Annotated in this window: 21 protein-coding genes; 10 read left to right on the top strand and 11 right to left on the bottom strand. The window is 57.7% G+C overall.

The window, feature by feature from the left end:
- Window positions 1-149 precede the first annotated feature (149 nt).
- Window positions 150-1,175 carry an LLM class flavin-dependent oxidoreductase gene (locus tag V1572_RS12675; protein WP_032651088.1) on the top strand — a complete coding sequence of 342 codons (1,026 nt, stop codon included), beginning with the start codon at window positions 150-152 and terminating at the stop codon, window positions 1,173-1,175.
- Between the two features lie 25 nt (window positions 1,176-1,200).
- Window positions 1,201-2,148 (top strand): zinc-dependent alcohol dehydrogenase family protein, encoded by a 948-nt coding sequence (locus V1572_RS12680; RefSeq protein ID WP_048222872.1) that lies wholly within the window; start codon window positions 1,201-1,203, stop codon window positions 2,146-2,148.
- A 3-nt stretch (window positions 2,149-2,151) separates the two neighbouring features.
- Here the strand turns inward: V1572_RS12680 and V1572_RS12685 are convergent, their stop codons facing one another.
- Window positions 2,152-3,186: an AI-2E family transporter gene (locus V1572_RS12685; RefSeq protein ID WP_032651092.1), complete on the bottom strand. Its 1,035-nt coding sequence runs from the start codon at window positions 3,184-3,186 to the stop codon at window positions 2,152-2,154.
- A 421-nt stretch (window positions 3,187-3,607) separates the two neighbouring features.
- Here V1572_RS12685 and mdtJ point away from each other — a divergent pair, with 421 nt between their 5' ends.
- The 3 genes from mdtJ to V1572_RS12700 all read left to right on the top strand — a co-directional run bounded on the left by mdtJ (window position 3,608) and on the right by V1572_RS12700 (window position 6,533).
- On the top strand, window positions 3,608-3,970 hold the full coding sequence (mdtJ, locus tag V1572_RS12690) for a multidrug/spermidine efflux SMR transporter subunit MdtJ (protein ID WP_008502463.1): 363 nt from the start codon (window positions 3,608-3,610) through the stop codon (window positions 3,968-3,970).
- Entirely contained in the window at window positions 3,957-4,286 is a 330-nt protein-coding gene (gene mdtI / locus V1572_RS12695; RefSeq protein ID WP_045910373.1) for a multidrug/spermidine efflux SMR transporter subunit MdtI, read from the top strand. Before mdtJ ends, mdtI begins: the two co-directional genes overlap by 14 nt.
- 84 nt (window positions 4,287-4,370) lie before the next feature.
- Complete coding sequence (locus V1572_RS12700) at window positions 4,371-6,533, top strand: EAL domain-containing protein (protein ID WP_395299162.1); 2,163 nt, start codon at window positions 4,371-4,373, stop codon at window positions 6,531-6,533.
- 1 nt (window position 6,534) lies between these two features.
- On the opposite strand, the gene V1572_RS12705 is transcribed toward V1572_RS12700, so the two are convergent.
- From V1572_RS12705 to puuD, 8 genes are all read right to left on the bottom strand, one after another.
- Window positions 6,535-7,356, bottom strand: coding sequence for a serine protease (locus V1572_RS12705; RefSeq protein ID WP_045910375.1), 822 nt, complete (start codon window positions 7,354-7,356; stop codon window positions 6,535-6,537).
- 279 nt (window positions 7,357-7,635) lie between these two features.
- On the bottom strand, window positions 7,636-8,106 hold the full coding sequence (gene asr / locus V1572_RS12710) for an acid resistance repetitive basic protein Asr (protein WP_045910376.1): 471 nt from the start codon (window positions 8,104-8,106) through the stop codon (window positions 7,636-7,638).
- A gap of 229 nt (window positions 8,107-8,335) precedes the next feature.
- Entirely contained in the window at window positions 8,336-9,823 is a 1,488-nt protein-coding gene (locus V1572_RS12715; protein WP_395299163.1) for a carboxypeptidase M32, read from the bottom strand.
- A gap of 150 nt (window positions 9,824-9,973) precedes the next feature.
- Window positions 9,974-11,245, bottom strand: coding sequence for a 4-aminobutyrate transaminase (gene puuE, locus V1572_RS12720; protein WP_262808125.1), 1,272 nt, complete (start codon window positions 11,243-11,245; stop codon window positions 9,974-9,976).
- A 26-nt stretch (window positions 11,246-11,271) separates the two neighbouring features.
- On the bottom strand, window positions 11,272-12,552 hold the full coding sequence (locus V1572_RS12725; protein ID WP_048030690.1) for an FAD-binding oxidoreductase: 1,281 nt from the start codon (window positions 12,550-12,552) through the stop codon (window positions 11,272-11,274).
- Window positions 12,549-14,042: an aldehyde dehydrogenase PuuC gene (gene puuC / locus V1572_RS12730; RefSeq protein WP_395299164.1), complete on the bottom strand. Its 1,494-nt coding sequence runs from the start codon at window positions 14,040-14,042 to the stop codon at window positions 12,549-12,551. Before puuC ends, V1572_RS12725 begins: the two co-directional genes overlap by 4 nt.
- 157 nt (window positions 14,043-14,199) lie before the next feature.
- Complete coding sequence (gene puuR / locus V1572_RS12735; RefSeq protein ID WP_008502454.1) at window positions 14,200-14,757, bottom strand: HTH-type transcriptional regulator PuuR; 558 nt, start codon at window positions 14,755-14,757, stop codon at window positions 14,200-14,202.
- A gap of 25 nt (window positions 14,758-14,782) precedes the next feature.
- Window positions 14,783-15,547, bottom strand: a complete 765-nt coding sequence (gene puuD, locus V1572_RS12740) for a gamma-glutamyl-gamma-aminobutyrate hydrolase (RefSeq protein WP_045910614.1) — start codon at window positions 15,545-15,547, stop codon at window positions 14,783-14,785.
- A gap of 213 nt (window positions 15,548-15,760) precedes the next feature.
- On the opposite strand from puuD, the gene V1572_RS12745 reads away from it, so the two are divergent.
- Both V1572_RS12745 and V1572_RS12750 read left to right on the top strand, forming a co-directional pair.
- Window positions 15,761-17,179 (top strand): glutamine synthetase family protein, encoded by a 1,419-nt coding sequence (locus V1572_RS12745; protein ID WP_395299165.1) that lies wholly within the window; start codon window positions 15,761-15,763, stop codon window positions 17,177-17,179.
- A gap of 356 nt (window positions 17,180-17,535) precedes the next feature.
- Window positions 17,536-18,927 carry an APC family permease gene (locus V1572_RS12750; protein ID WP_008502450.1) on the top strand — a complete coding sequence of 464 codons (1,392 nt, stop codon included), beginning with the start codon at window positions 17,536-17,538 and terminating at the stop codon, window positions 18,925-18,927.
- A 64-nt stretch (window positions 18,928-18,991) separates the two neighbouring features.
- On the opposite strand, the gene V1572_RS12755 is transcribed toward V1572_RS12750, so the two are convergent.
- Window positions 18,992-20,245 carry an MFS transporter gene (locus tag V1572_RS12755; RefSeq protein ID WP_045910382.1) on the bottom strand — a complete coding sequence of 418 codons (1,254 nt, stop codon included), beginning with the start codon at window positions 20,243-20,245 and terminating at the stop codon, window positions 18,992-18,994.
- A 121-nt stretch (window positions 20,246-20,366) separates the two neighbouring features.
- Here V1572_RS12755 and V1572_RS12760 point away from each other — a divergent pair, with 121 nt between their 5' ends.
- The 3 genes from V1572_RS12760 to bioD all read left to right on the top strand — a co-directional run bounded on the left by V1572_RS12760 (window position 20,367) and on the right by bioD (window position 23,440).
- On the top strand, window positions 20,367-21,299 hold the full coding sequence (locus V1572_RS12760; RefSeq protein WP_395299166.1) for a LysR family transcriptional regulator: 933 nt from the start codon (window positions 20,367-20,369) through the stop codon (window positions 21,297-21,299).
- A 94-nt stretch (window positions 21,300-21,393) separates the two neighbouring features.
- A complete protein-coding gene (mlc, locus tag V1572_RS12765) occupies window positions 21,394-22,614 on the top strand; it encodes a sugar metabolism global transcriptional regulator Mlc (RefSeq protein ID WP_045910384.1) in 1,221 nt (406 codons plus the stop codon).
- Window positions 22,615-22,744: 130 nt separating this feature from the next.
- Window positions 22,745-23,440, top strand: a complete 696-nt coding sequence (bioD, locus tag V1572_RS12770; RefSeq protein ID WP_045910385.1) for a dethiobiotin synthase — start codon at window positions 22,745-22,747, stop codon at window positions 23,438-23,440.
- Here bioD and clcB read toward each other — a convergent pair.
- Window positions 23,375-24,685, bottom strand: a complete 1,311-nt coding sequence (gene clcB / locus V1572_RS12775; protein WP_126534425.1) for a voltage-gated ClC-type chloride channel ClcB — start codon at window positions 24,683-24,685, stop codon at window positions 23,375-23,377. The genes bioD and clcB overlap by 66 nt on opposite strands.
- Window positions 24,686-24,701: the final 16 nt, after the last annotated feature.

The raw sequence follows: 24,701 nt of genomic DNA on the forward strand, positions 1-24,701 counted from the left end.
CAAACGGATAACCAACGGGTTTTTACCTGAGGGACATGAAACTATTTCAATCAATTTATTTGAATCATTCCGTTAAATAAACGGCATTTATTCTTACCGGGTAATGCGTAAAGTGGACAGAACGCAATGCATTATCAGGACACAGAGTTATGAAAAAGATCGGGTTTTTATCGTTTGGTCACTGGACGCCTTCGCCGCAGTCCGGCACGCGCTCAGCGGCTGACACGCTGCTGCAGTCCATCGATTTAGCCGTGGCGGCTGAAGAGCTGGGGGCAGACGGCGCCTATTTCCGCGTGCATCACTTCGCGCGACAGCTTAGCTCGCCGTTCCCTCTGCTGGCCGCCATTGGCGCAAAAACGAAGACCATCGAAATCGGCACCGGCGTGATTGATATGCGCTATGAAAATCCGATGTACATGGCTGAAGATGCGGGCGCGGCGGACCTGATTTCCGGTGGTCGCCTGCAGTTGGGCATCAGCCGTGGCTCCCCGGAGCAGGTTATTGATGGCTGGCGTCATTTCGGCTATGTCCCGCAGGAAGGGGAAAACGAGTCGGATATGGCACGTCGTCATACCGAGGTGCTGCTTGAGGTGCTGCGTGGGGAAGGGTTTGCCAAACCGAACCCGCAGCCCATGTTCCCGAATCCGCCGGGGCTGCTGCGCCTGGAGCCTTATTCAGAAGGGCTGCGCGAGCGTATCTGGTGGGGTGCCGGTTCTAATGCGACGGCCGTGTGGGCCGCAAAACTGGGCATGAACCTGCAAAGCTCAACGCTGAAGGACGATGAAACCGGTGAGCCGTTCCATATTCAGCAGGCAAAACAGATCCGCGCGTACCGTCAGGCCTGGAAAGAGGCTGGGCATACGCGTGAGCCGCGGGTGTCGGTCAGCCGCAGTATTTTTGCGCTGATGGACGACCGTGACCGGATGTATTTCGGGGCCAGCCGCAACGACAGCGATAGCGTGGGTTATCTTGATGAGAAAACGCGCGCCATCTTCGGGCGCAGCTATGCCGCGGAGCCGGACAAGCTGGTTGAACAGCTGAAAAAGGACGAGGCGATTGCCGAGGCGGACACGCTCTTACTGACCGTGCCGAACCAGCTGGGTGTGGATTATAATGCGCACGTGATTGAGTCTATTCTCAAACATGTCGCACCGGCAATGGGCTGGCGCGAGTAGTTCCGCTATCAGCCTTGAGATCGTAATGGAAAATCTGGCCCTCTGGTATCGCCGGTTTGGCGAGCCAGAATCTGTTCTGCAACCTGAAACCGCGCCGCCGGGCGCGCTTGCGCCGGGACAGCTCCGCGTGCGGATGCTGTTTTCTCCGGTCAACGCGTCCGATCTTATCCCCATCACCGGTGCCTATCGTCACAGAACCCCGTTACCGGCGGTCGCGGGGTATGAAGGTGTCGGTGTTGTCACCGAGGCGCCCGCCTCGTTTAAGCATCTGGTGGGGCAGCGCGTCCTGCCGCTGCGCGGTCAGGGCACCTGGCAGCGCTATGTGGATTGCCCGGCAGAGTATGCGATACCCGTTCCGGACACCGTCGACGCACATCTGGCCGCGCGGGCCTATATTAACCCGCTGGCGGCGCAGATGATGCTGACCCGCTACCCGCCGCGTGGAAAGCGAGTCTTGCTCACGGCTGCCGGATCGGATTGCGCCATTCTGCTGGGGCAGTGGGCGCGTCAGGCGGGGGCGGAAGCGGTGTATGGCATTCACCGTTCTGCCGTGCATGCTGAACGGCTGGAGGCGATGGGCATTACGCCTGTCGCACAGCATGACGCAAACAGAATCGGCACCGTCGCCGCCCGTAGCGATATCGTCTACGATGCCACCGGCGGGCCGCTTGCGGAAACGATCCTCAGCGTGATGCCCGAGCAGGGCATGTTTGTCTGCTACGGGCTGCTCTCCGGGCAAACCTTCACACAGCAGCGGCCTGCGCCGCGCGTGGCGTGGTTCCATATTCGAAACGGTCTGGATGCGCTCAGCGTTGAGGCGTGGCGCGCGGAGTTCGATCGCATCTGGCTGAGGTTGCCCGACAGTGAGTACAGCGACGTTACGGTGTACCCGCTGGCGGAGTGGCGAAGGGCGCTCAGCGCTTATCGTGAAGGTGGAAGGACCCGCAAGCCCCTCCTGTCGATGGCGGAATGACGGCTAGTGATGGCTCATATCGCTCAGCAGCACGGCGATACTTTGCCCGCCCGCCGTCTGCTCCAGACCAATCTTGACGATGATGGTGAGCGGAACGGAGAGCAGCATCCCAACGGGCCCGAGCAGCCAGCCCCAGAATATCAGGGACAAAAAGACCACCAGCGTGGACAGCCCCAGGCCCCGGCCCATCATGCGGGGTTCCAGTATGTTACCGAACACCAGATTGATGACTAGGTATCCGGCCAGCAGGATCAGCGCGTCATAAAGCCCGCTGAAAACCAGCACCTGAAGAATAGGGGGGATCGCCGCCAGCACGGAGCCGATGTTGGGAATGTAGTTAAGCGCAAACGCCAGTAACCCCCAGACGAACGCAAAGCGGACGTCCAGCGCCAGAAGCATCACCCAGACGACAACGCCCGTCACCAGGCTAATGGCCGTTTTCAGCACCAGATAGCGGGAGACGCTGTCCAGCGCGCGTTGAATCGCCCCCATTCCTTCGACCGGACGGACCATTATCTGCTGCAGCTTTGCAGGAAGCTGCGGCACCTCCAGCAGCATAAACACCACCGTTAAAAACAGCAGGAAAATGGAGGTCATGGCATTGGAAAGCTGAGCCAGCAGGCTGGTGACGATCGTCATCGCCGCATTGGGGTCGATATATTTCAGCAGTTCTTCAACTGAGACTTCGATACCCGCGCGTTGCAGCCAGGGCTCCAGCTGCAGCAGCGGTATTGCCAGCGAAGAGCGGTATTTCGGCAGCGTTCGCGCCAGTTCATTGAGCGAGGTCCCCAGATAAGCCACCAGCAGTACCATCGCCACAATAATGATGCTGATAAGCAGCGTGATGGCCAGCACGCGCGGGATGCGTAGCCGCGTCATACGCTGAACCAGCGGGTTGAGGATCACCGCAATAAACAGGGCCAGAATAAAGGGCACAATAATGTCGGCGGCAAAGCGCACGCCTGTCAATATGATCACCAGCATGCCCAGCATGATGACAATTTTTAACCCGTTCAGGGTAATGATGGGTTTAGCCATGGTGACTCCGAAATTTTCTTTATATTTATAATAAAGGTGAAAGGCATTGCAATAAACTAACCAAAATCAAACGGAGTGGGTAAAGAATTGCAAAGACTTTGAGTAAAATCCTGGCTTATGGTACAAATTCGGTGTGTTTAACTACCGAGGACAATTTTCATCCGCAAAGACGAGAAGCAACAACGCGGATAATTGTAATTTTATGGACAATATGTTCAGGACGTACTCTTCAAACAATACTGCTGTATACTCCACCTCTTTCTGCCTGCTTTCTGGTGAGCAACACTGGCGCACCGCACTATAGTCATTTCTTCTGCCTGAGCTGGCGCTAAGCGCTTAGCTGACTGATTTCAATTCGTATTTTTGGGTTTGCTGCACGCAGCGGGCCACGAAGGATTATATTCTCAAGCAGGAGAAAAACATGTTTTACTGGATTTTATTAGCCCTGGCTATTATCGCTGAAATTACCGGCACGCTGTCGATGAAGTGGGCTAGCGTCAGCGATGGCAACACCGGTTTTATTTTGATGCTGGTGATGATTTCGCTTTCGTATATTTTCCTCTCGTTTGCGGTGAAAAAAATTGCGCTGGGCGTCGCGTATGCCCTGTGGGAAGGGATCGGTATTTTGTTGATTACGCTGTTCAGCGTGCTGATATTTGACGAAACATTAACAACAATGAAGGTCGCCGGGTTAACGACGCTGGTCGCGGGTATTGTGCTGATTAAATCAGGTACCCGTAAGCCGTCTAAAGTGCAGAAGGAGCAGAACCATGCAACAGTTTGAGTGGGTTCATGCGGCCTGGCTGGGGTTCGCCATCGTGCTGGAAATTCTGGCGAACGTTCTGCTGAAATTCTCCGATGGTTTTCGCCGTAAATTCTACGGCCTGATGTCGATTGCCGCGGTTCTGGGGGCGTTCAGCGCGCTGTCCCAGGCGGTAAAAGGAATCGATCTTTCGGTCGCCTATGCGTTGTGGGGCGGTTTTGGTATCGCCGCGACGCTGGCTGCAGGCTGGGTGCTTTTCGGTCAGCGTTTAAATAACAAGGGCTGGATGGGACTCATCTTGCTGCTTGCAGGTATGATTATGATAAAACTTGCCTGACGTTCATAAAGCCATCCTTTACAGGCAGCGAAATTCGCTGCCTGTATTACGCTTAGAAAAGCAAAACCTTAAAGAGGATGGCTGATGTATCGCACATTAAGCTGGCGCAATATTCCCACCGCGAGAACGTTGTTTGCCATGGTCTTTATGGCGGGCATCGGCTTAATCATCTCCGTCGTCGCACTCCTCTATCTTTCCCTGCATCTTATCAGCACCAAAACCAATGAAATTGATGAACACCGCACGGCGCTTTCCGTGCAGGGGGCCATTCAGACATCGGTTAACCGCGTCTCCTCGCTGGTGCTGGATAACGCAGTCTGGGACGATGCGGTGCGGGAGGCCTACCGTCCCACGCTCGATACCGACTGGCTGTATAACACCTGGGGCGCCGGCTTTAAAATCAACAACCTCTATGATGGCACCTTCGTGCTTGATGAGCATTTCAATGTCATCTGGGGATCGTTTCAAAGTCAGCCTTTTCTGGAGACGAATCTCGATTTTTTCGGTAAGGGGCTAAAAGCCCTGATTGCTCAGCACGCGCGCGCCTTATCAAGCGATAAAAATATTTATGCCGGGATCAGCAAAACGCGAAGCGGCGTCGCCTTTGTGGGCATTGGGCTGATTCGCCCGATGGTTGGAAGATTACAGGTCACCGACGAAACGCGCCGCTATCTGGTGATCACCCGTCATCTGAACGCCAGAATCTTAGCCGACCTGGGGGCGACCTTTCAGATCGATAACCTGCACTTTACGCCGGAAAAAATTAACGAAATGAGTATGCCGCTGCGCAGTTCGGCAGGGGAGCTGCTGGGCTATCTTAACTGGCAGGCACGGCTTCCGGGGGCGCAGGCCGCCCGGGCGGCATCCTCTGATATCACGCAGATTGTTGTGCTGGCATCGGCTCTGATCCTGCTCTTTATTCTGGTGAGCAGCGTGGGGCTGTACAAGCTTGCGCGAGGAGAAAGCCAGGCGCGTCTGGTGGCGAGAACGGACTGGCTAAGCCATCTGCCGAACCGACGAGCGCTCATCGAAGCGCTGGATCGGGTGAGTCTACGCGGGGATATCGACGTCAAAAGCGTGGTGTTTATCGATCTGGATGGTTTTAAAGACGTGAATGACATCTACGGTCACAGCGTGGGAGACGATCTCATCGTGGCGATAGCGAAAACGCTGAGTGAACGCGTGCCGCCAGGGGGAATGCTGGCGCGTATGGGCGGGGATGAGTTTGCCATGACCATCGGCGATGATGAGGCAGAAGCACAGGCCACCGCCTTTGCCGTTTCGGTGCTGGATTTTCTCACCACCCCGATTCAGCTGGGGGAACGCACGATCCATATCGGGGCCAGTATCGGTATCGCCAGCGGAACCCTGATTGAATGCACCAGCTCCGAGCTGTTTCGCCGCGCCGATATTGCCATGTACCATGCCAAAATGAGCGGGAAAGGGCGTATCACCCACTACGACGCCGAGCTGAACAGCGCCCGGGAGCGTAAGCTGGCGATTGAAAATCAGATCCGTAACGGTCTGGAGCGCGATGAGTTTGAGGTCTGGTATCAGCCGATTATTGACGCCCGCAGCCAGAAAATGAGCAGTGTCGAAGCGCTGGTCCGCTGGCCACGTCGCCCGGACGGGCCGCTGGGCCCGGATACCTTCATCGCCATTGCGGAGACCAGCGGTCTGATTTACAAGCTGGGCCAGTTTGTGCTGCAGCGCGCCTGCCAGGATCTCCAGCCGTATGGTGACTTAACGCTTTCCGTTAACATTTCTCCCGCGCAATTCCGCGATCCCGCCTTCGAAGACAAAGTGGCCAGCGTGCTGGAGACCACTCATTTCCCTGCTAACCGACTGCAACTGGAGGTCACGGAGTCCTATGTGCTGGAAAACCCGGAGCGTGCCCGCATGGCGATAGCCAATCTTAAAGCGCTGGGCACCGCGGTGGCGCTGGATGACTTTGGCACTGGCTATTCCAGCATTGGCTATTTGCGGCGTTTTAACTTCGACACGATCAAGATTGATAAATCGCTGGCCGGGCTGGTGGACAACGATGAACAGGCGGCCGCGCTGGTAAGCGGCACGGTGCGGATCGCCAACGCGCTGGGGATGGCGGTGGTCGCCGAAGGGGTCGAGACCGAAAGACAAATGAAACTGCTGCGGCTGGCTGGCTGCGATCAACTGCAGGGTTTTTGGTTCAGCCAGCCGATGCCGATTGAGTCAATCAGGGCATTACATCAGGTCAGACGATGCTGATTTACTGCTGCGCCAGCGCTTCCAGCTTGTCGCGAAAACCGGTCACGGACAAGGCTCGGTTATCTGCGCGCCAGCGATCTTTCGCCGCCGGGGCAGAGCTCTGCACACCGATCAACTGCCAACCGTTATCTGTTTTCAGCATCAGCGGTGAGCCACTGTCACCCGGCAACGTATCGCACTGGTGCGAGAGTACGCTGGTTTGCGCCCAGCCCGTCACAATACAGTCGGAGTGCGTGTAAAGCGTATCCAGATGGTCGACAGGATAGCCGGACTGCGTCACTTTCCGGTCGGCAGCTTTCAGCGCGGCGGTGAGGGCATCTTTGTCGCCGTCAAATAACGGCAGCGGTGTAATGCCGGAAGGGGGATAGCGTAAAACGATGAGGCCAAAGTCCCATGAGGCGGCCGCCGGTGGCACGATCCAGCCGTCACCATCCGGTTTCAGTCGTTTGCCGAGAGACGGATCGACCCGGCCTTCAATGCCGTGAATTTCATAGCGCCAGGTGCCTTTTTGCGACACAAACCGCAAGGCCACCGCTTTATCCGGCTTGCCGTTTGGCGGCGTTAACAGACAGTGGCCTGCTGTCAGGGCAAGCTGTGGGGTAATCAGCGTCGCAGTACATAAGTTACCGCTGGCGGTTTCCAGTTGACCTATAGCATCCCAGGGCGCCTGGGTGGGATCGGCGACGCGCGTGCGATCGTCATGACCGAAAAAAAGCGTCTTTAGCTCTTTCGCGCTAATGGTGTCATCACCGCCATCATCCGCATGTGAGAATCCAGAAAAAAGACCAAACGTTCCCAGTAACAACACAACAGATTTACGCATATCACACTCTGGTGGGGGTAATTATGATTATTAAAAGTGAACCCTATGAAAATACTATAGACGGGACAGCGCTAAAGTGGGAGTAAAATCAGCGTGCTACAATCAGGAAAGATAAAAGTGGCTGGCGATGAGCGCGCATAAAATAAGCAGGATCAGAATCAGCTCAAACCGATAGCGTCGCAGCATACGCCCTCCGGATAAAAAAAACGGCGCGGAACCTGTTCCGGTTCGGCGCCGGTTTACCAACGTGCCCCGAAGGGCACGGTTTAGCTTGTACTCTTACGCAGCTGGCTGTGCAGCTGGTTTAGCAGCTTCGTGTTTTACTGCTTTTTTGTGATGCTTTTTAGCAGCCTGAGCTTTCTGTTCTACAGCCGGTTTAGCGGCTTTTTTGTGGTGGTGCTTTTTAGCAGCCTGCGCTTTCTGCTCTACAGCGGGTTTAGCGGCTTTTTTGTGGTGGTGCTTTTTAGCGGCCTGCGCTTTCTGCTCTACAGCGGGTTTAGCGGCTTTTTTGTGGTGCTTTTTGGCAGCCTGCGCTTTCTGCTCGGTTGGTGCTGCGGTTGCAGGTGCAGCGGCTTCTTTTTTCGCTGCAGCTTTGTGGTGTTTCTTATGATGAACCGCTTTTGCTGGGGCAGCGGTGGTGGTTGCAGCAGGTGCGGCAGCCGGTGCAGCAGTTGCGGTAGTGTCAGCAGCAAATGCAGCAGAAGACAGACCCATAGCAGCGGCAACAACCAGAGCTAATACTTTATTCATTCTCATACCCTCGAATTTGGTTTTTCATTTAACCCCACTGCGGGGCCGTTGAAATAACTATATCCCTGTAAACTCGGGGTTTCCGTGAGTGATTGGTATCGGCGTGTAACCATATGTACATTGCCGGGGGGCTAGCACAGACGGCCCACTCTCCATAGAGGGAGAGGGCTGGGGTGAGGGGGAACATACGGCTCTTTTACCTGAGGTCCCTCATCCCCGGCCAAACAGATTACAAATAGCGGGAGGTCAGATGTTCGCGGAAGTAACGGATGTTCAGATCCTCGCCCGTCGCCTGGGTGATTAACTGCGACGTGCTGAAGCGACTGCCGTGCTTCCAGATGTTCTGACGCAGCCAGTCAAAGAGTGCGGAAAAATCGCCCTCAGCGATGGAGGCCTGCAGACCCGGAAGCGCCGTTTTCGCGGCGTGGAACAGCTGTGCGGCATACATGGCCCCCAGCGTATACGACGGGAAGTAGCCAAAACCGCCGTCGGTCCAGTGGATATCCTGCATACAGCCGTTGCGGTAGTTGTCTTTGGGGGATAACCCGAGCCAGGCCTGCATTTTCTCGTCCCACAGGGCAGGGATATCGTCCACTTCGATCTCGCCGTTGATCAGCGACCGCTCAATCTCATAGCGCAGCACCACGTGCGCCGGGTAGCTCACTTCGTCTGCATCGACGCGGATATAGCCCGGCTTCACGCGCTGGTTCCAGGCGATAAAGTTCTCTTCGCTGAACGCCGCCTGGCTGCCAAAACGGGCGTGCACCGCAGGGAGAAGATGCTTGAGGAAGGCTTCACTGCGTCCCAGTTGCATCTCGAAGAACAGGCTCTGAGATTCGTGGATCGCGGTTGAGCGGGCCAGCGCAATCGGCTGTCCTGCCCATGCGCGCGGCAGGTTTTGTTCGTAGCGCGCGTGTCCGGTTTCGTGGATCACGCCAAACAGCGCGCTGAGCAGTTCATCCTCGTCATAGCGTGTGGTGATGCGCACGTCCTCCGGTACGCCGCCGCAGAACGGGTGCGCGCTTACGTCCAGGCGACCGCCGTTAAAATCGAAGCCGAGCATCTTCATGGCTTCCAGGCCCAGTTCACGCTGTGTTGCCGTCGGGAAAGGCCCCTGAGGAGGAACAAACGATCGCTGAGCCTGCTTTTCCACGACGTTTGCCAGCAGGTCCGGCAGCCAGGACTTCATGTCGCCGAACAGCACGTCCAGACGGGCGCTGGTCATGTCGGGTTCAAAAATATCCAGCAGCGCATCGTACGGCGTACAGCCTTTGGCTTCCGCCCGCAGGCGCGCCTCTTCACGGCTGAGTTTGACCACCTCTTTCAGGTTGGCGGAAAAACCCTGCCAGTCGTTGGCGGGACGTTGTGTGCGCCAGGCGTGTTCACACCTGCTGCCCGCCAGGGATTTGGCTTCTACCAGCGATTCCGGCAGCAGCGAGGCCTGCTGATAGTGGCGCGTCATTTCCCGCAGGTTGGCCTGTTCGACGTCATTCAGATCTTCCCCTGTCGCCGCCGCTAACAGGTCGCCGACTTTTTTATCGGTCAGGAGCTGGTGCTGCAGGACGCTCATCTCTGCCAGCGCCTCGCCGCGCGCGGCGCTGCCGCTGGGCGGCATCATGGTGAACATGTCCCAGCTGGCGATGGAGGAGAGGTGCGAGAAGCGGGAGAGGCGCTGGAAGGTTTTCACAAGTGACTGATAGGCTGATGTTTTTTTCAATTCTTATTTCCTCATGCCGGGGATGTGTTTCAGGGAGCATACAATGAAACCGACCAAATTCCCCAACATTTCCCACGCGGAGGAAATCTGTGCAGATCTCCTCCGTTGAAACCGTGCCCGGCATTCCGGGAGACGGTTTTCGGTGGGCACTCAGGACTTATCGCGCATAACCTGTTGCAGGATCGCCAGCGCCTGGTTGAACTGGGCATCCGGAATGGTCAGCGGATAAAGGAAGCGGATCACGTTGCCGTACTGGCCGCAGATCAATAACAGCAGGCCCTGAGCGAGCGCCTTTTGCTGGATCGCCTGCGCGATGGCGGCTGAAGGTTCACGGCTCTCGGGGTCAAAAAACTCCGCCGCAATCATCGATCCTCTTCCCCTTATCGCCACGAGCGCAGGGAAGGTGCTCTGAATCTCCTCCAGCGTGGATTTCAGCCGATCGCCCAGCTGACGAGCGCGTGCGCACAGCGACTCGTTGTCGATAATCTTCAGCACCGCGTGCGCGGCGGCCACCGCAAGCGGGTTGCCGGCATAGGTTCCCCCCAGGCCGCCGGGAGCCGGCGCGTCCATGATGTCGGCGCGACCCACCACACCGGACAGCGGCATTCCGCCTGCAAGGCTTTTAGCCATCGTCATCAGGTCGGGTTTGTCCGCGTAGTGTTCCATGGCAAACAGCTTACCCGTACGGGCGAAGCCGCTCTGCACTTCGTCGGCGATCATCACGATCCCGTGCTCATCACAGATGCGGCGGATGGCGGCCACTAGCTCTGGCGGGGCGACGTTGAATCCGCCTTCACCCTGAATGGGTTCAAAAATAATCGCCGCCACCTGTTTCGCCTCAATATCTGCTTTGAACAGGCGTTCTATCGCCGTGATGGCATCCTGCGTCGTGATGCCGTGCAGCTCGGAGGGATACGGCACGTGATAAACCGACCCCGGGAAGGGACCAAATCCGAGCTTGTAAGGCGCGACCTTGCCGGTTAACGCCATGGTCATATAGGTTCGGCCGTGAAAACCTCCCCCGAAGGCAATCACACCCGGTCTGCCGGTGTGGGCCCGGGCGATTTTAATGGCATTTTCCACCGCTTCTGCGCCCGTGGTGAAGAACGCCGTTTTGGCCGGGCTCTGCACCGGGGCCAGCTCGTTAAGTTTTTCGGCCAATGAAACGTAGCTTTCATACGGCACAATCTGGTAGGCCGTGTGGGTGAACTGGTGAAGCTGTTTTTCCACCGCGGCCACCAGTTCAGGATGACGATGGCCGGTATTCAGTACCGCGATCCCGGCGGCGAAATCAATATAGTCGTTGCCTTCCACGTCGGTAAGCGTGGCATTCTCCGCCGTGCGGGCAAAGAAATCACACATTACGCCAACGCCGCGCGGGGTGGCAGAAAGTCTGCGCTGATGAAATTCCTGGTTACTCATATCAGATACCCTTTTGTCGAAAACGATCATACGCCAAGACGATCGCGCAGGCTGTAATACGCCGCGCCCATCGCCGTGAATGGAATCCGCAGGCTGCGACCGCCCGGGAAGGGGTAGTGCGGGAGGTTAGCAAACGCATCAAAGCGCTCAGCGTCACCGCGCAACAGTTCCGAGATCAGCCGTCCAGCCAGGTGGGTGCAGGTCACGCCGTGGCCGCTGTAGCCCTGCATGTAATAGATGTTTTTATCCAGACGACCAAACTGCGGCATACGCGACAGGGTCAGCAGGAAGTTGCCCGTCCAGCGGTAGTCGATTTTGACGCCTGCCAGCTGAGGGAAGGTTTTGAGCAGCTTTGGCATCACCAGGCGCTCGACATCGTCCGGATCGCGCGCGCCATACACGACGCCACCACCGTACAGCAGGCGGTTGTCGGCGGTGAGACGGTAGTAATCCAGCAGGTAGTTACAATCTTCCACGCAGTAGTTATTGGGGATCAGCGTGCGGACGACCTCTTCCGGCAGCGGGGCGGTGGTCACCACCTGGGTGCCGCAGGGCATGCTGCGTTTTGCCAGTTCCGGTTCGATCTTATCGCCCAGATAGGCATTCCCGGCGACGATCACGTAGCGGGCCGTCACCTGGCCATGCTGCGTGCTCACCACGGCCGGGCTGGTGTGCTGAATGGCGGTCACCGGGGACTGCTCATATACCCGCCCGCCGTTCAGGCGAATGGCGTCCGCTTCGCCGATCGCCAGGTTCAGCGGATGGATATGCCCCCCGCTGCGGTCCAGCAGCGCGCCGGTATAGCGTTCGCTGTCGACCTCCCGGCGGATGGCGCTGGCGTCCAGCAACTCGAGCTGCGTGTTGCCGTAGCGTTCCCAGTTGGCTTTTTGCTCCTCCAGCGTCTCCAGCTGCTTATGGTTTAGCGCCACAAATAGCCCGCCGGGACGATAGTCGCACTGGATCTGATAGCGCTGGATACGCTCCCGGATGATTTCCCCGCCTTCAAACATCATGCTTCCGAGCATTCTGGCGGCATCGGGCCCGTAGTTTTTCTCGATCACGTCGATATCGCGGCTGTAGGAGTTAACCAGCTGGCCGCCGTTGCGTCCGCTGGCGCCGAAGCCGATGCGCGCCCCTTCAAGGAGCACCACGTCATAGCCCATTTCGGCGAGATGCAGCGCGGAGGAGAGGCCGGTATAGCCGCCGCCTACCACGCACACGTCACAGCTGATCGACTCGTTAAGCGTCGGGAAAGGTTCGTAAGCGTTCGCGCTGGCCGCGTAGTAGCTGGTGGTATGTTCGGTCATGATTGAGGCTCCAGGGCAATCCAGATGGTTTTCAGTTCGGTAAATTTTTCCAGCGCGTGCAGGGACTTATCGCGACCGTTGCCGCTCTGCTTATAGCCGCCAAAGGGAACGGTCATATCACCGTCGTTATAGTTATTGACGAAGACCGAGCCGGCCTTCAGGCGGCGGCTCATGCGGTGTGCCCGGGAGAGATCGCGGGTCCATACCGCCGCGCCAAGCCCGTATTCACTGTCGTTGGCCAGCGTTAAGGCGTCCTCTTCGGTTTTAAATCGGGTGACGACCAGCACCGGTCCGAAAATCTCTTCCCGGCACAGCGGGGAGTCGGGCTCGAGGTCGACAAAAATGGTTGGACCGACTGCGGAAGGCCATGATTGTTCCCGCCCGTCCAGCAGCAGCGAGCCTTTCCGGGTTCCCTCGCGAATAAATGTGTGGACGGTATCGGCGTGCGCAGCGTCGATGAGCATGCCCATCGTGCTGTCGGGGTCGAGCGGATCGCCCGGCTGCCAGTGACGGGCCTGCGCTTTCAGCTTTGTCAGGAATTCATCGGCGATGCTCTCTTCGAGCAGCAGGCGGGTACCGGCGATACAGACTTGCCCCTGGTTGTAAAAAATCCCGGCGGCGGTCGCGCTCACTGCCTTGTCCAGGTCCGGACAGTCGGCAAAGATAATATTGGCGCTTTTGCCGCCTGCCTCCAGCCAGACGCGCTTCATGTTGCTTTCTCCCGCGTCCTTCAACAGCTGCTTGCCGGTACGGGTAGAGCCGGTAAACGTCAGCACCTCGACCTCCGGATGACGTGCCAGCGCCTGGCCCGCTTCGTGGCCGTAACCGCTTATCACATTCAGCACGCCGTCCGGCAGGCCCGCCTCTTTCGCCAGCCCGGCCAGGCGCAGGGCGGTGAGCGGTGATTTCTCCGACGGTTTCAATACCACGCTATTGCCCGCGATCAGCGCCGGGCCCAGCTTCCAGCAGGCCAGCAGCAGCGGGAAGTTCCAGGGGACGATGGCCGCAACAACCCCGATGGGCTCGCGCACGATCATCGCCAGCTCGCCCGGACCCGTAGGCGCCACTTCGCCGTAGACTTTATCCGCCGCTTCGGCGTACCAGCGAATGGCGCGCGCCGCGCCGGGAATATCATCGCGCAGGCTGTGGCGGATGGGTTTTCCGGTGTCCAGCGTTTCCAGTAAGGCCAGCTCTTCGCTATGGCGTTCCATCAAATCGGCGAGCGTATTTAACACGGCCTTGCGCCGCGCCGGAGACGCCTGCGACCAGTCACCGCGCTCAAATACCTCACGCGCGGCCTGAACCGCGCGGTCCACGTCCGCCTGTTTGCCCCGGGCGACGTTCGCCAGCGTCTGCTGGGTCGCGGGATTGACGGTTTCAAAAGTGGTGTTATCGGCGGCGTCACAATAGGCGCCGTTAATAAATAACCGGGTCTCAATGGCGCTGTTTTTTGCTTTATCCTGCCAGTAAGTCAGGTGCTGAAAATGCATATTCACTCCTTTCTTTCGCAATCAGATAAATAAGGTCATGGCCGTTTCAGGCAATACGAAGCCGTGGGGCATCCCGGGAATTAACCCGTTAAATGCCGACAGCGATCGTTTTTATATTTCCCGGCGTAAGCGCGCTTACGCCGGGACTGAGTGGTAATTAGAACGTGGTAGGGGTGTGGGCACTGATAATGCGGCAGATGCCTGCCGAGGTGTTGCTGAAGCTGTGCGGTATGCCGGTATTGATGGCATAGCTCTGCCCCGCAACCAGGTGATATTGCTGGCCATTAATGGTCAACAATATTTCACCTTCCAGTATCGTACCGATCTCCTCACCCTGGTGTTTGATCCTCTCTCCGGTCGTGGTTCCAGGCTGGTAAGTTTCAAAAATCATCGCCAGCGTACGGTTCGGATTTCCGTTATGAACCAGCTTCATCGAAACCCCCTGACTGCCTATTTCGATAAGGTCTTCCTGATTAATAACCACCTGCGGTTCATCAGGTTTTTCCGGTTCCGAAAAGAATTCCGAGAGCGACAGCCCATAAACTTTCAGCAGCTTCTGTAGCGTACTGATGGCAGGACTGACTTTATCCTGCTCAATGGTGCTGATGGCACTGTGTGTTAACCCAGACAGTTCGGCGGCACGCCGCTGCGAGAGACCCAGCTGTTGGCGGATCTCAGACAGACGTTTCCCTGGCGCCAGTCCGTCATCGCTCATAGTTGCATTTCCTTTACGGTAGTGGTCAAAGCCGCTGCTTCTCAGCAATGTGGCTTTGACAGGCGGTGATAAAACCTTCAAACAACATACGTGACAGGGCGTACTCGCTGCTGTTCCATTCGGGGTGCCATTGCACACCGAGGGCAAAAGGGTGGTCATGAACGCTGACCGCTTCGACCAGCCCGTCCGTCGAGCGGGCCTCCACGCGAAGCCGTGGTCCTAACGTCCGTGCACCTTGCCCGTGTAACGAGTTTACCCAAAATGTGTTACAGCCTGGTATTAATTGAGACAGCAGTCCTCCCTCCTGAACCTGAACTTCATGAGACGGGGCGTATTGTAGCTCAACCGGCAGTTCAGGATCTTCCCGGTGCTCAAGCAGGTCGTTCTGCTCGAACAGGCGGCGATACAGCGTCCCTCCCGTTGCAACAACCAGTTCCTGCAGCCCCCGGCAGATGGCGAAAATGGGGATGCGCCTTTCGAGCGCGGCGGCAATCAGCGCCATACTCAGAAGATCTCGCCCGGGATCGGCGTTAGGCTCATCGCCGTTTTCACCATAAAGGTGCGGCTGCACATTACTTGGGCTGCCCGGCAGGTAAATCCCGTCCAGGGTCGGGAGCAGAGCGGTAAGGAGCTCTGGCTCTGCCAGCGCATGCGGTAAGGCAATCGGTAAGCCTCCCGCGTTAATAATGGCATTCAGGTACTTTTCTTGCAGGGTCTGGGTCTCATGACCCTTAAGCCTGTTTCTACACATCACCACGCCAATAACTGGCTTGTTCATTATATTTTCCATGATCGCCCTCACAAAGTGGACTAAATTTAGGCCATTATCGCCTGCAAAACGGCCTTTTCGTTCAATATTTTCTCAATCTAGCAACGGGATCTGCCTTTTGCAAACTTAATTTAACATTTGACAAACAATTTATTTGCATACAGATTCGATAGGGTGGACATTATATTTGACAGTCCAGAGCAGCGAACGCAAATCCAAAAACGGTGGTAAATCATGGAAACCAATATCGTAGAAGTTGAGAACTTTGTGCAGCACACGGATGAGAGGCGGGGCAGCGCCTTTACGCAGGAAGTGAAGCGCTATTTAGAAAAGTATCCTGACACCCAGTTTATTGATGTCCTCCTGACCGACCTGAACGGCTGTTTTCGCGGCAAACGCATCCCGGTTGCCGGACTGAGCAAGCTTGAAAAAGGCTGCTATTTCCCGGCATCGGTTTTCGCCATGGACATTTTAGGTAACGTCGTGGAAGAGGCGGGCCTGGGGCAGGAGCTCGGCGAGCCGGACTGCATCTGCGTGCCGGTACCGGGCACCCTGACACCGTCCGCCGCCGACCCGGAATACATTGGTCAGGTGCAACTCACCATGGTCGATGAAGATGGCGCTCCCTTTGACGTTGAGCCGCGGAACGTACTCAACCGACTCTGGCAGCAGCTGCGCCAGCGCGGTCTGTTCCCCGTGGTAGCGGTAGAGCTGGAGTTCTATTTACTTGACCGTAAACGCGATGCCGACGGCTACCTGCAGCCACCCTGCGCGCCGGGCACCGACGTGCGCAACACGCAGAGTCAGGTCTACTCGGTTGATAATCTGAACCACTTTGCTGACGTGCTGAACGACATTGACGAACTGGCGCAGCTGCAGCTGATCCCCGCTGACGGGGCAGTGGCTGAGGCTTCCCCGGGCCAGTTTGAGATAAACCTGCACCATACGGAAAACGTGCTTGATGCCTGCGACGATGCGCTGGCGCTAAAACGTCTCGTCAGGCAGATGGCGGAAAAACATAAGATGCACGCCACGTTTATGGCAAAGCCGTATGAAGAGCATGCGGGCAGCGGGATGCATATCCACATCAGCATGCAAAACAACCGAGGCCAAAACGTGCTCGCAGACGCCAACGGCGAGGATTCCGCGCTGCTGAAACGCGCGCTGGCCGGGATGATCGATCTGATGCCTGCATCCATGGCGCTGCTGGCACCGAACGTCAACTCCTACCGTCGCTTCCAGCCGGGAATGTACGTGCCGACGCAGGCCTCATGGGGACATAATAATCGCACCGTTGCCCTGCGTATCCCCTGCGGCGATCGCCATAACCATCGGGTCGAGTACCGGGTGGCGGGCGCTGACGCGAATCCGTATCTGGTGATGGCGGCGATTTTTGCCGGTATTTTACATGGGCTGGATAACGATTTACCCCTGCAGGAAGAAGTGGAAGGCAATGGTCTGGAGCAGGACGGACTGCCGTTCCCGATTCGTCAGAGCGATGCGCTGTGGGAATTTATGCAAAACGATAGCCTTCGCGAGCGGCTGGGCGAACGTTTCTGCCACGTCTATCACGCCTGCAAAAACGATGAATTACTGCAGTTTGAACGCCTGATTACCGAAACTGAAATTGAGTGGATGCTCAAAAACGCCTGATGACGTGCCCCGGTAAGGGGCCGCTTTGTTTCATCTCATACGTATCACCAAACGGCCTGCGCGGAGCCTGGCCTAACTGTTTGCTGGCACGCCAGCTATCTCCCGGGAGTCGCGTTATGGAGCGCAGGCGGCACAGGGATTTTCTTAACGACACTGTGTGACGAGGTAGGAAATGATGCAGATGTTCAACTATCCGCAGGGCGAAGGGGGCCAGTCAGGCACCTGCTGTGAGTGCGAGCCAGAGACGGTGCGCTGGTGCGATCGCGTGTGTTCTTTACAACTTCCCCCTTTGCTAAGCAGGTTTGCGTTAAGGACAGCGCGATTGCAAACCACGGTAAGCATGGGGGGGACGGTTTATGGCGACTAACACCTCTCTTGACTCGCCGCGCATGGCCGGAAGAACCCGGCTGCGCAGTTCCCTCAAGCTCTGGCAGGTGGTCATGATGGGGCTGGCTTACCTCACTCCTATGACCGTGTTTGATACCTTCGGCATTGTGTCCGGTATCAGCAACGGCCACGTGCCCGCCTCGTATCTCCTGGCGCTGGCTGGCGTCATGTTTACCGCCATTAGCTACGGCAAACTGGTACGGCAGTTCCCGGAAGCGGGCTCCGCATATACCTACACGCAGAAATCGATCGGCCCCCACTTAGGCTTTATGGTCGGCTGGTCATCGCTGCTGGACTATCTCTTCCTGCCGATGATTAACGTGCTGCTGGCGAAGATCTACCTTTCCGCGTTGTTCCCTGAAGTTCCGCCGTGGGTCTGGGTAGTGGGGTTTGTGACGATCCTGACGCTGGCGAACCTGAAGAGCGTGAATCTTGTCGCCAACTTCAACACCCTGTTTGTGCTGGTGCAGATCGCCATCATGGTGGTGTTTGTCATCCTCGTGGTGCACGGACTGCATAAGGGGGAGGGCGTCGGCACCGTCTGGTCACTCCAGCCGTTTATCAGCGAGAACGCTCACCTGATCCCGATTATTACCGGCGCGACTATCGTCTGCTTCTCTTTCCTCGGCTTTGACGCGGTCACCACGCTGTCGGAAGAGACGCCAAATGCGGCGCGGGTGATCCCCAAAGCCATTTTCCTCACCGCTTTGTATGGCGGGCTGATATTCATTGTTGCCTCGTTTTTCATGCAGCTCTTTTTCCCGACGATCGCCCGCTTCAAGAACCCGGACGCCGCGCTGCCGGAAATCGCGCTGTACGTGGGCGGCAAGCTCTTCCAGTCGGTGTTTCTGTGTACCACGTTTGTGAATACGCTCGCTTCAGGCCTGGCCTCGCACGCCAGCGTCTCGCGCTTACTGTATGTGATGGGGCGTGACAACGTCTTTCCGGAGCGGGTGTTTGGCTACGTGCATCCGAAATGGCGTACGCCGGCCCTGAACGTCATTATGGTTGGGATAGTGGCGCTGTCGGCCCTGTACTTTGATCTCGTGACCGCGACGGCGCTGATCAACTTTGGCGCGCTGGTGGCGTTTACGTTTGTTAATCTCTCGGTGTACAACCATTTCTGGCGGCGTAAGGGGCTGAACAAAACGTGGAAAGATCGGTTCCACTATCTCCTGCTGCCGCTCATTGGTGCCGTCACGGTCGGCGTGCTGTGGATAAACCTCGAAGCGACGTCTCTGACGCTTGGCCTCATCTGGGCGGCACTGGGGATCCTTTACCTGACATGGCTCACGCGCCGTTTCCGCAAACCGCCTCCGCAGTTTGAAGCCGGTAAGATAGAACAGGCCTGGGATTCCTGAACGAAAAACGGCACCAGTACGCTGGTGCCGTTTTTCGGGAAACGGACATCCGCCCGCAAGCCTATTATTTCAGACGTTTATGAAGACTTGCGCCCACCAGCAGTGCGGCACAGAGCATCAGCGCGATAAACCCGCCCACGCCGTTCCAGCCGTAGTTATGCCAGAACACGCCGCCGAGCGTCCCGGCGATGCTGGACCCCAGGTAATAGCTAAACAGATAAAGAGACGATGCCTGACCTTTGGCGCGACGCGCGCGCGGGCCAATCCAGCTGCTGGCGACCGAGTGGGCCGCGAAGAACCCCGCAGAAAAGAGCAGCATGCCGGCAAAAATCAGCCACAGGGAGGAGAAGAGCGTCAGCAGCAGGCCGACCAGCATCACCGCCGTGAAGAACAGCATGACCGGGCCGCGTCCATAGCGCGCGGTCATCGCCCCGGCCTTCGGGGAACTCCACGTTCCGGTCAAATAAGCCACCGAGAGTAAACCGACAATAGCCTGGTTCAGATGCCACGGTGAGAGCATCAGGCGATAGCCAATATAGTTAAACAGCGTGACGAAGGCGCCCATCAGCAGGAAGCCGGTCAGGAACAGGCGCGGCAGCCCCTTGTCGCGCCAGTGCAGACGGAAGTTGATAAACAGCGTTTTCGGGCGCAGCGATGTCGGGCGGAAATGACGCGATTCCGGCAGAATTTTCCAGAACATCAGGGCAGATGCCAGCGCGAAACAGCCGATGACCGCCAGCGCAATACGCCAGCTAAAGAAGTCCGTGAATACCCCGCTCAGCAGACGTCCGCTCATCCCGCCAATCGAGTTCCCGCTGATGTAAAGCCCCATAGAGAAGGCAACAAAGCTCGGGTGGATCTCCTCGCTGAGATAGGTCATCCCAACCGCCGCCACGCCGCTGAGCGAGAGTCCGATCAGCGCGCGCATCACCAGAATGCCGTGCCAGCTGGTCATCATGGTTGAAAGTAACGTACAGACCGAAGCCAGCATCAGCGCGGTTACCATCACCGGTTTACGCCCAATGGCGTCGGAAAGAGGGCCGGTAAAGAGCAGGCCAATCGCCAGCATGCCGGTAGAAATGGAGAGTGAAACGCTGCTGCTGGCAGGCGATACGCCAAACTCATGGGAGAGCACGGGCAGGATCGGCTGAACGCAATAGAGCAGGGCGAAGGTGGCCAGACCGGCGGAGAAGAGCGCCAGCGTGACGCGCATAAATTGGGGGGTACCACGTTTAATGAACTGAACCGGCTGCGATGTTGCTGGTAAATCATTGATATCGCTTGCCGGATCGATATCAATGGCAGTTGTACGACTCACACAGTTTCCTTGCTTAAACATCCCCGTGATTTCTGGTGACGGGTATGACCACCTCTTCAGGGTAGGAAAATGTAAATATTCTGTCTAATATATTAATAATCTCAAATGATACGTTAGAAATATGAATATCGAGCTGCGTCATCTTCGCTACTTTGTCGCCGTCGCCGAAGAGCTGCATTTTGGCCGCGCGGCGGCACGGCTGAATATCTCTCAACCACCGTTAAGCCAGCAGATTCAGATCCTGGAGCAGCAGGTCGGCGCGCGCCTGCTGGCCCGCACCAACCGTAGCGTGAGCCTGACGGCGGCGGGCAAGCAATTTCTCATCGACAGCCGACAAATTCTGAGCATGGTTGAGGACGCCGCCGCTCGGGCAGAACGGCTGTATCTCGGGGAGGCCGGAGAGTTGCGCATCGGGTTTACCTCGTCCGCGCCGTTTATCAGCGCTGTCTCGGAAACGCTGTCGTCATTCCGCCGCCATTTCCCGGATGTTCATATTCAGACGCGCGAGATCAATACCCGCGAGCAGATTGCGCCGCTAAATGAAGGTTCGCTGGATTTGGGGCTGATGCGTAATACCCAGCTGCCGGACTCGCTGGCGTGGGAGGTGATCCTGCGCGAGCCGCTGATGGCCATGATCCCACACGATCACCCGCTGGCGTCGCGTCCGACGGTGTCGCTGGCAGAGCTGGCAAAAGAGCCGTTTGTCTTTTTTGATCCGCAGGTCGGAACGGGTCTGTATGACGATATCCTGGGGCTGATGCGCCGCTACGATCTTGCCCCGGTCATTACCCAGGAAGTCGGGGAGGCAATGACCATTATCGGGCTGGTCGCCGCCGGGCTGGGCGTCTCTATTCTTCCGGCCTCCTTTAAGCGGGTACAATTGCGCGAAATGCGCTGGGTGACCATCGCCGAAGAGGATGCCGTTTCAGAGATGTGGCTGGTCTGGGCAAAACATCGCGAACAGAGTCATGCCGCACAGCGCTTCAAACAGCAGTTGATGAACGCCTCCGTCGGGGGGCATTTTCAGGGAAAAGTGGGCAAAAATGTGCAGTAAATCACATGGCTAAGTAAATATTTGACGGCAGCCATGCAAGTGCTTCACCATAGCCAACAGTTTATTTCGAAGCTCGAAAATAAGGGAGTACGAGGTGGTCGCTGATAGTCAGCCTGGGCACATTGATCAGATTAAGCAGACCAACGCTGGCGCGGTATATCGCCTGATCGATCAGCTTGGTCCGGTTTCGCGTATCGATCTTTCGCGCCTGGCACAGCTGGCACCCGCCAGTATCACCAAGATTGTTCGCGAGATGCTGGAAGCGCACCTGGTTCAGGAGACGGAAATTCAGGAGCCGGGCAGCCGTGGCCGTCCGGCAGTCGGGCTGGTGGTGGAAACGGAAGCCTGGCACTACCTGTCGCTGCGCATCAGCCGCGGCGAGATCTTCCTTGCGCTGCGCGATCTGAGCAGCAAGCTGGTGGTAGAGGACCGTCTTGAACTGCCGCTCAACGCCGAGGAATCGCTCCTCGAGGCGATTGTCTCGCACATCGATCGCTTCTTTATCCGCCATCAGCAGCGGCTTGAACGCTTAACGGCGATTGCCATCACCATGCCGGGCATTATTGATACCGAAAATGGTATTGTCCACCGCATGCCGTTTTATGACGATGTCAAAGAGATGCCGCTGGGAGAGGTGCTGAAAAACCATACCGGCGTGCCGGTCTACATTCAGCATGATATCAGCGCCTGGACGATGGCGGAGGCGCTGTTTGGCGCGTCCCGCGGCGCGCGGGATGTGATTCAGGTGGTTATCGATCATAACGTCGGGGCGGGGGTGATCACCGACGGACGTCTTCTCCACGCCGGAAGCAGCAGCCTGGTGGAAATTGGCCATACCCAGGTCGACCCGTACGGCAAACGCTGCTACTGCGGCAACCACGGCTGTCTGGAGACCATTGCCAGCGTGGAAAGCGTGCTGGAGCTGGCGCAGGTCAGGCTCAGCCAGTCCATGAGCTCCTCGCTGCACGGACAGCCCTTAACGGTGGATTCTCTCTGCGCCGCCGCGCGTCAGGGCGATCTGCTGGCGAAGGACATTATTACCGGGGTGGGGAATAACGTTGGTCGCATTCTGGCGATTATGGTGAACCTCTTCAACCCGCAAAAAATCCTCATTGGCTCACCGCTCAGCCAGGCGGCGGAGATCCTCTTCCCGGCGATTACGGCCTGTATTCAGCAGCAGTCGCTTCCCGCCTACAGCCGGAATATTGCGGTAGAAAGCACCCAGTTTTCCAATCAGGGCACGATGGCAGGCGCGGCGCTGGTCAAAGATGCCATGTATAATGGCTCGCTGTTGATCCGCCTGTTACAGGGTTAACTCTTTTCCGCAGATGTAAGAAAAATTGCGCTATCTCAAGCCGGGTAGCGCACGCATCCCGTAGACTTCCTCCACTGAATTATTTACCTGGTTTATATTTTCGAAGCATACCCAAGAGGTGGAGTGAGTCATGCTTAAGCGTTTCTTTGTTACTGGTACTGATACCTCTGTCGGCAAGACCGTCGTATCCCGCGCATTGCTGCAGGCGCTGGCAGCAAGCGGTAAACGCGTGGCAGGGTACAAACCGGTCGCAAAAGGGAGTAAAGAGACGCCAGAGGGATTGCGTAATAAAGACGCCCTGGTGCTGCAAAGCGTCTCGTCACTGGAGTTACCTTATCATGCGGTCAATCCCATCGCGTTAAGCGAAGAGGAGAGCAGCGTGGCGCACAGCGGCCTGATTAACTATCCCCTGTTGTCCGACGGCCTGGCGAACCTGAGCGAGAAGGTGGATCACGTGGTGGTCGAAGGGACGGGCGGCTGGCGCAGCCTCATGAACGACCTGCGCCCGCTGTCGGAATGGGTGGTGCAGGAACAGCTTCCGGTAGTGATGGTGGTGGGGATCCAGGAAGGGTGCATCAACCACGCGCTGCTGACGGCGCAGGCGATTGCCAATGACGGACTGCCGCTGATGGGCTGGGTGGCCAACCGCATCAACCCAGGCCTCGCGCACTATGCGGAGATCATCGACGTGCTGAGCGCTAAACTGCCCGGACCGCTGGTGGGTGAACTGCCTTATCTGCCTCGCGCCGAGCAGCGCGAGCTAGCGCAGTACATCGATCTCTCTGCCCTCGGTGGCGTGTTGACCGTAGACAGAGTCGTGGCGTAACGTCCGCGACAGCACGGACGCCAGCACGCAGGCGACCAGCAAACCGGGCAGTAAAAAATACTGTCCGGTCATTTCACAGACCATCAGCGCCGACATAATGGGCGCGTGCGTGGTCGCGGCGAGTAGCGTTGCCATCCCTGCCAGCCCCAGCAAAATTGCCGTCTCAGAACCCGGCAGCCACAGCGCGAAAAGTTGAGCAAACAGCATGCCTGTCGCCATGCCGACAAACAGCGTCGGCGTGAACACGCCGCCCGGCGCGCCCGACCCGCTGCTCGCCAGTACTGCCAGCAATTTACAGATGAACACCCCGGCAATCACCGACAGCAGCGGCGGCGCGAGCAGAAAAGCCTGCACCACGCTGTAGCCGTTCCCCCACACCTTCGGCGTCAGAAGAGACAGCAGCCCGACGATCGCACCGCCGAGCGCCAGCTGCCACGGCGGCGAAAGTTTGAGGCGCAGGAAAAGACCGTGGCTGAACGCCATCAGCCACATCAGCAGTGGCCCGCAGAGACCCGCCACCAGCCCCATGGCGGCCAGCAGGGCATAATCGGCCGCGGTGAGGATACCGCTCAGGTGGACCGCGTAGAGCGTGCCGGCACCCGGTGCCAGGAGCTGCGTGGTGAGAAGCGCTACCACCGCCGCGATAACCACGGGCCCGAGCGAGGCCAGCATCAGGGTGCCAAACAGAATCTCCGCAATGAAAAGGCTTCCGGCTAACGGAGCGTGGTAGGCGCTGGCCATCCCGGCCGCGGCGCCGCAGGCGATCCATAACTTCCATTCGGATTTGGGCGTAAAGCGCCGGGCAAAAAAGGAGGCGGCGAGGGCAGCAAGCAGGATCATCGCCCCTTCACGCCCGATGGCGCTTCCGCTGGCGACGACCAACAGTGAGGCAAGGGATTTCACCAGGCTGGCGCCGTAATCAAACTGACCGTCGCCGGTCTCCAGCGCTTCCATATAATCGGTGGGGGCATGAGGCCGCTGGGCGGTCAGCCGTTGCCATCCCCAGAGCAACAGTCCGGCAGCCAGCCCGCCCAGCGCGGGCGTCAGCGCGCGCCGCCAGGGCGAGAGCGAGGCGGCGGCATTCACCAGGCTGCCGCTGTCGTTGCTGAGAAGCAGCCACTCCAGCAGGTACATGCTGTGGCGGAACACCGCAACGGCCAGCGCGGCCAGCACGCCGGTGACGGTGGCAATCAGCAGTCGGCGAAACATCGCGCGGATGTCGGGGTACGTATGAAGACGTTGCATGGGTCGCGAGTAAACG

Source organism: Enterobacter quasiroggenkampii (assembly GCF_043972695.1).
Taxonomy (GTDB): Bacteria; Pseudomonadota; Gammaproteobacteria; order Enterobacterales; family Enterobacteriaceae; genus Enterobacter; species Enterobacter quasiroggenkampii.

Excerpts from the sequence above, each read along its gene's own strand:
- V1572_RS12675 (WP_032651088.1), top strand. The coding sequence starts at position 150 with ATGAAAAAGATCGGGTTTTTATCGTTTGGTCACTGGACGCCTTCGCCG.
- V1572_RS12680 (WP_048222872.1), top strand. The coding sequence starts at position 1,201 with ATGGAAAATCTGGCCCTCTGGTATCGCCGGTTTGGCGAGCCAGAATCT.
- V1572_RS12685 (WP_032651092.1), bottom strand. The coding sequence starts at position 3,186 with ATGGCTAAACCCATCATTACCCTGAACGGGTTAAAAATTGTCATCATG.
- mdtJ (WP_008502463.1), top strand. The coding sequence starts at position 3,608 with ATGTTTTACTGGATTTTATTAGCCCTGGCTATTATCGCTGAAATTACC.
- mdtI (WP_045910373.1), top strand. The coding sequence starts at position 3,957 with ATGCAACAGTTTGAGTGGGTTCATGCGGCCTGGCTGGGGTTCGCCATC.
- V1572_RS12700 (WP_395299162.1), top strand. The coding sequence starts at position 4,371 with ATGTATCGCACATTAAGCTGGCGCAATATTCCCACCGCGAGAACGTTG.
- V1572_RS12705 (WP_045910375.1), bottom strand. The coding sequence starts at position 7,356 with ATGCGTAAATCTGTTGTGTTGTTACTGGGAACGTTTGGTCTTTTTTCT.
- asr (WP_045910376.1), bottom strand. The coding sequence starts at position 8,106 with ATGAATAAAGTATTAGCTCTGGTTGTTGCCGCTGCTATGGGTCTGTCT.
- puuE (WP_262808125.1), bottom strand. The coding sequence starts at position 11,245 with ATGAGTAACCAGGAATTTCATCAGCGCAGACTTTCTGCCACCCCGCGC.
- V1572_RS12725 (WP_048030690.1), bottom strand. The coding sequence starts at position 12,552 with ATGACCGAACATACCACCAGCTACTACGCGGCCAGCGCGAACGCTTAC.
- puuC (WP_395299164.1), bottom strand. The coding sequence starts at position 14,042 with ATGCATTTTCAGCACCTGACTTACTGGCAGGATAAAGCAAAAAACAGC.
- puuR (WP_008502454.1), bottom strand. The coding sequence starts at position 14,757 with ATGAGCGATGACGGACTGGCGCCAGGGAAACGTCTGTCTGAGATCCGC.
- puuD (WP_045910614.1), bottom strand. The coding sequence starts at position 15,547 with ATGGAAAATATAATGAACAAGCCAGTTATTGGCGTGGTGATGTGTAGA.
- V1572_RS12745 (WP_395299165.1), top strand. The coding sequence starts at position 15,761 with ATGGAAACCAATATCGTAGAAGTTGAGAACTTTGTGCAGCACACGGAT.
- V1572_RS12750 (WP_008502450.1), top strand. The coding sequence starts at position 17,536 with ATGGCGACTAACACCTCTCTTGACTCGCCGCGCATGGCCGGAAGAACC.
- V1572_RS12760 (WP_395299166.1), top strand. The coding sequence starts at position 20,367 with ATGAATATCGAGCTGCGTCATCTTCGCTACTTTGTCGCCGTCGCCGAA.
- bioD (WP_045910385.1), top strand. The coding sequence starts at position 22,745 with ATGCTTAAGCGTTTCTTTGTTACTGGTACTGATACCTCTGTCGGCAAG.
- clcB (WP_126534425.1), bottom strand. The coding sequence starts at position 24,685 with ATGCAACGTCTTCATACGTACCCCGACATCCGCGCGATGTTTCGCCGA.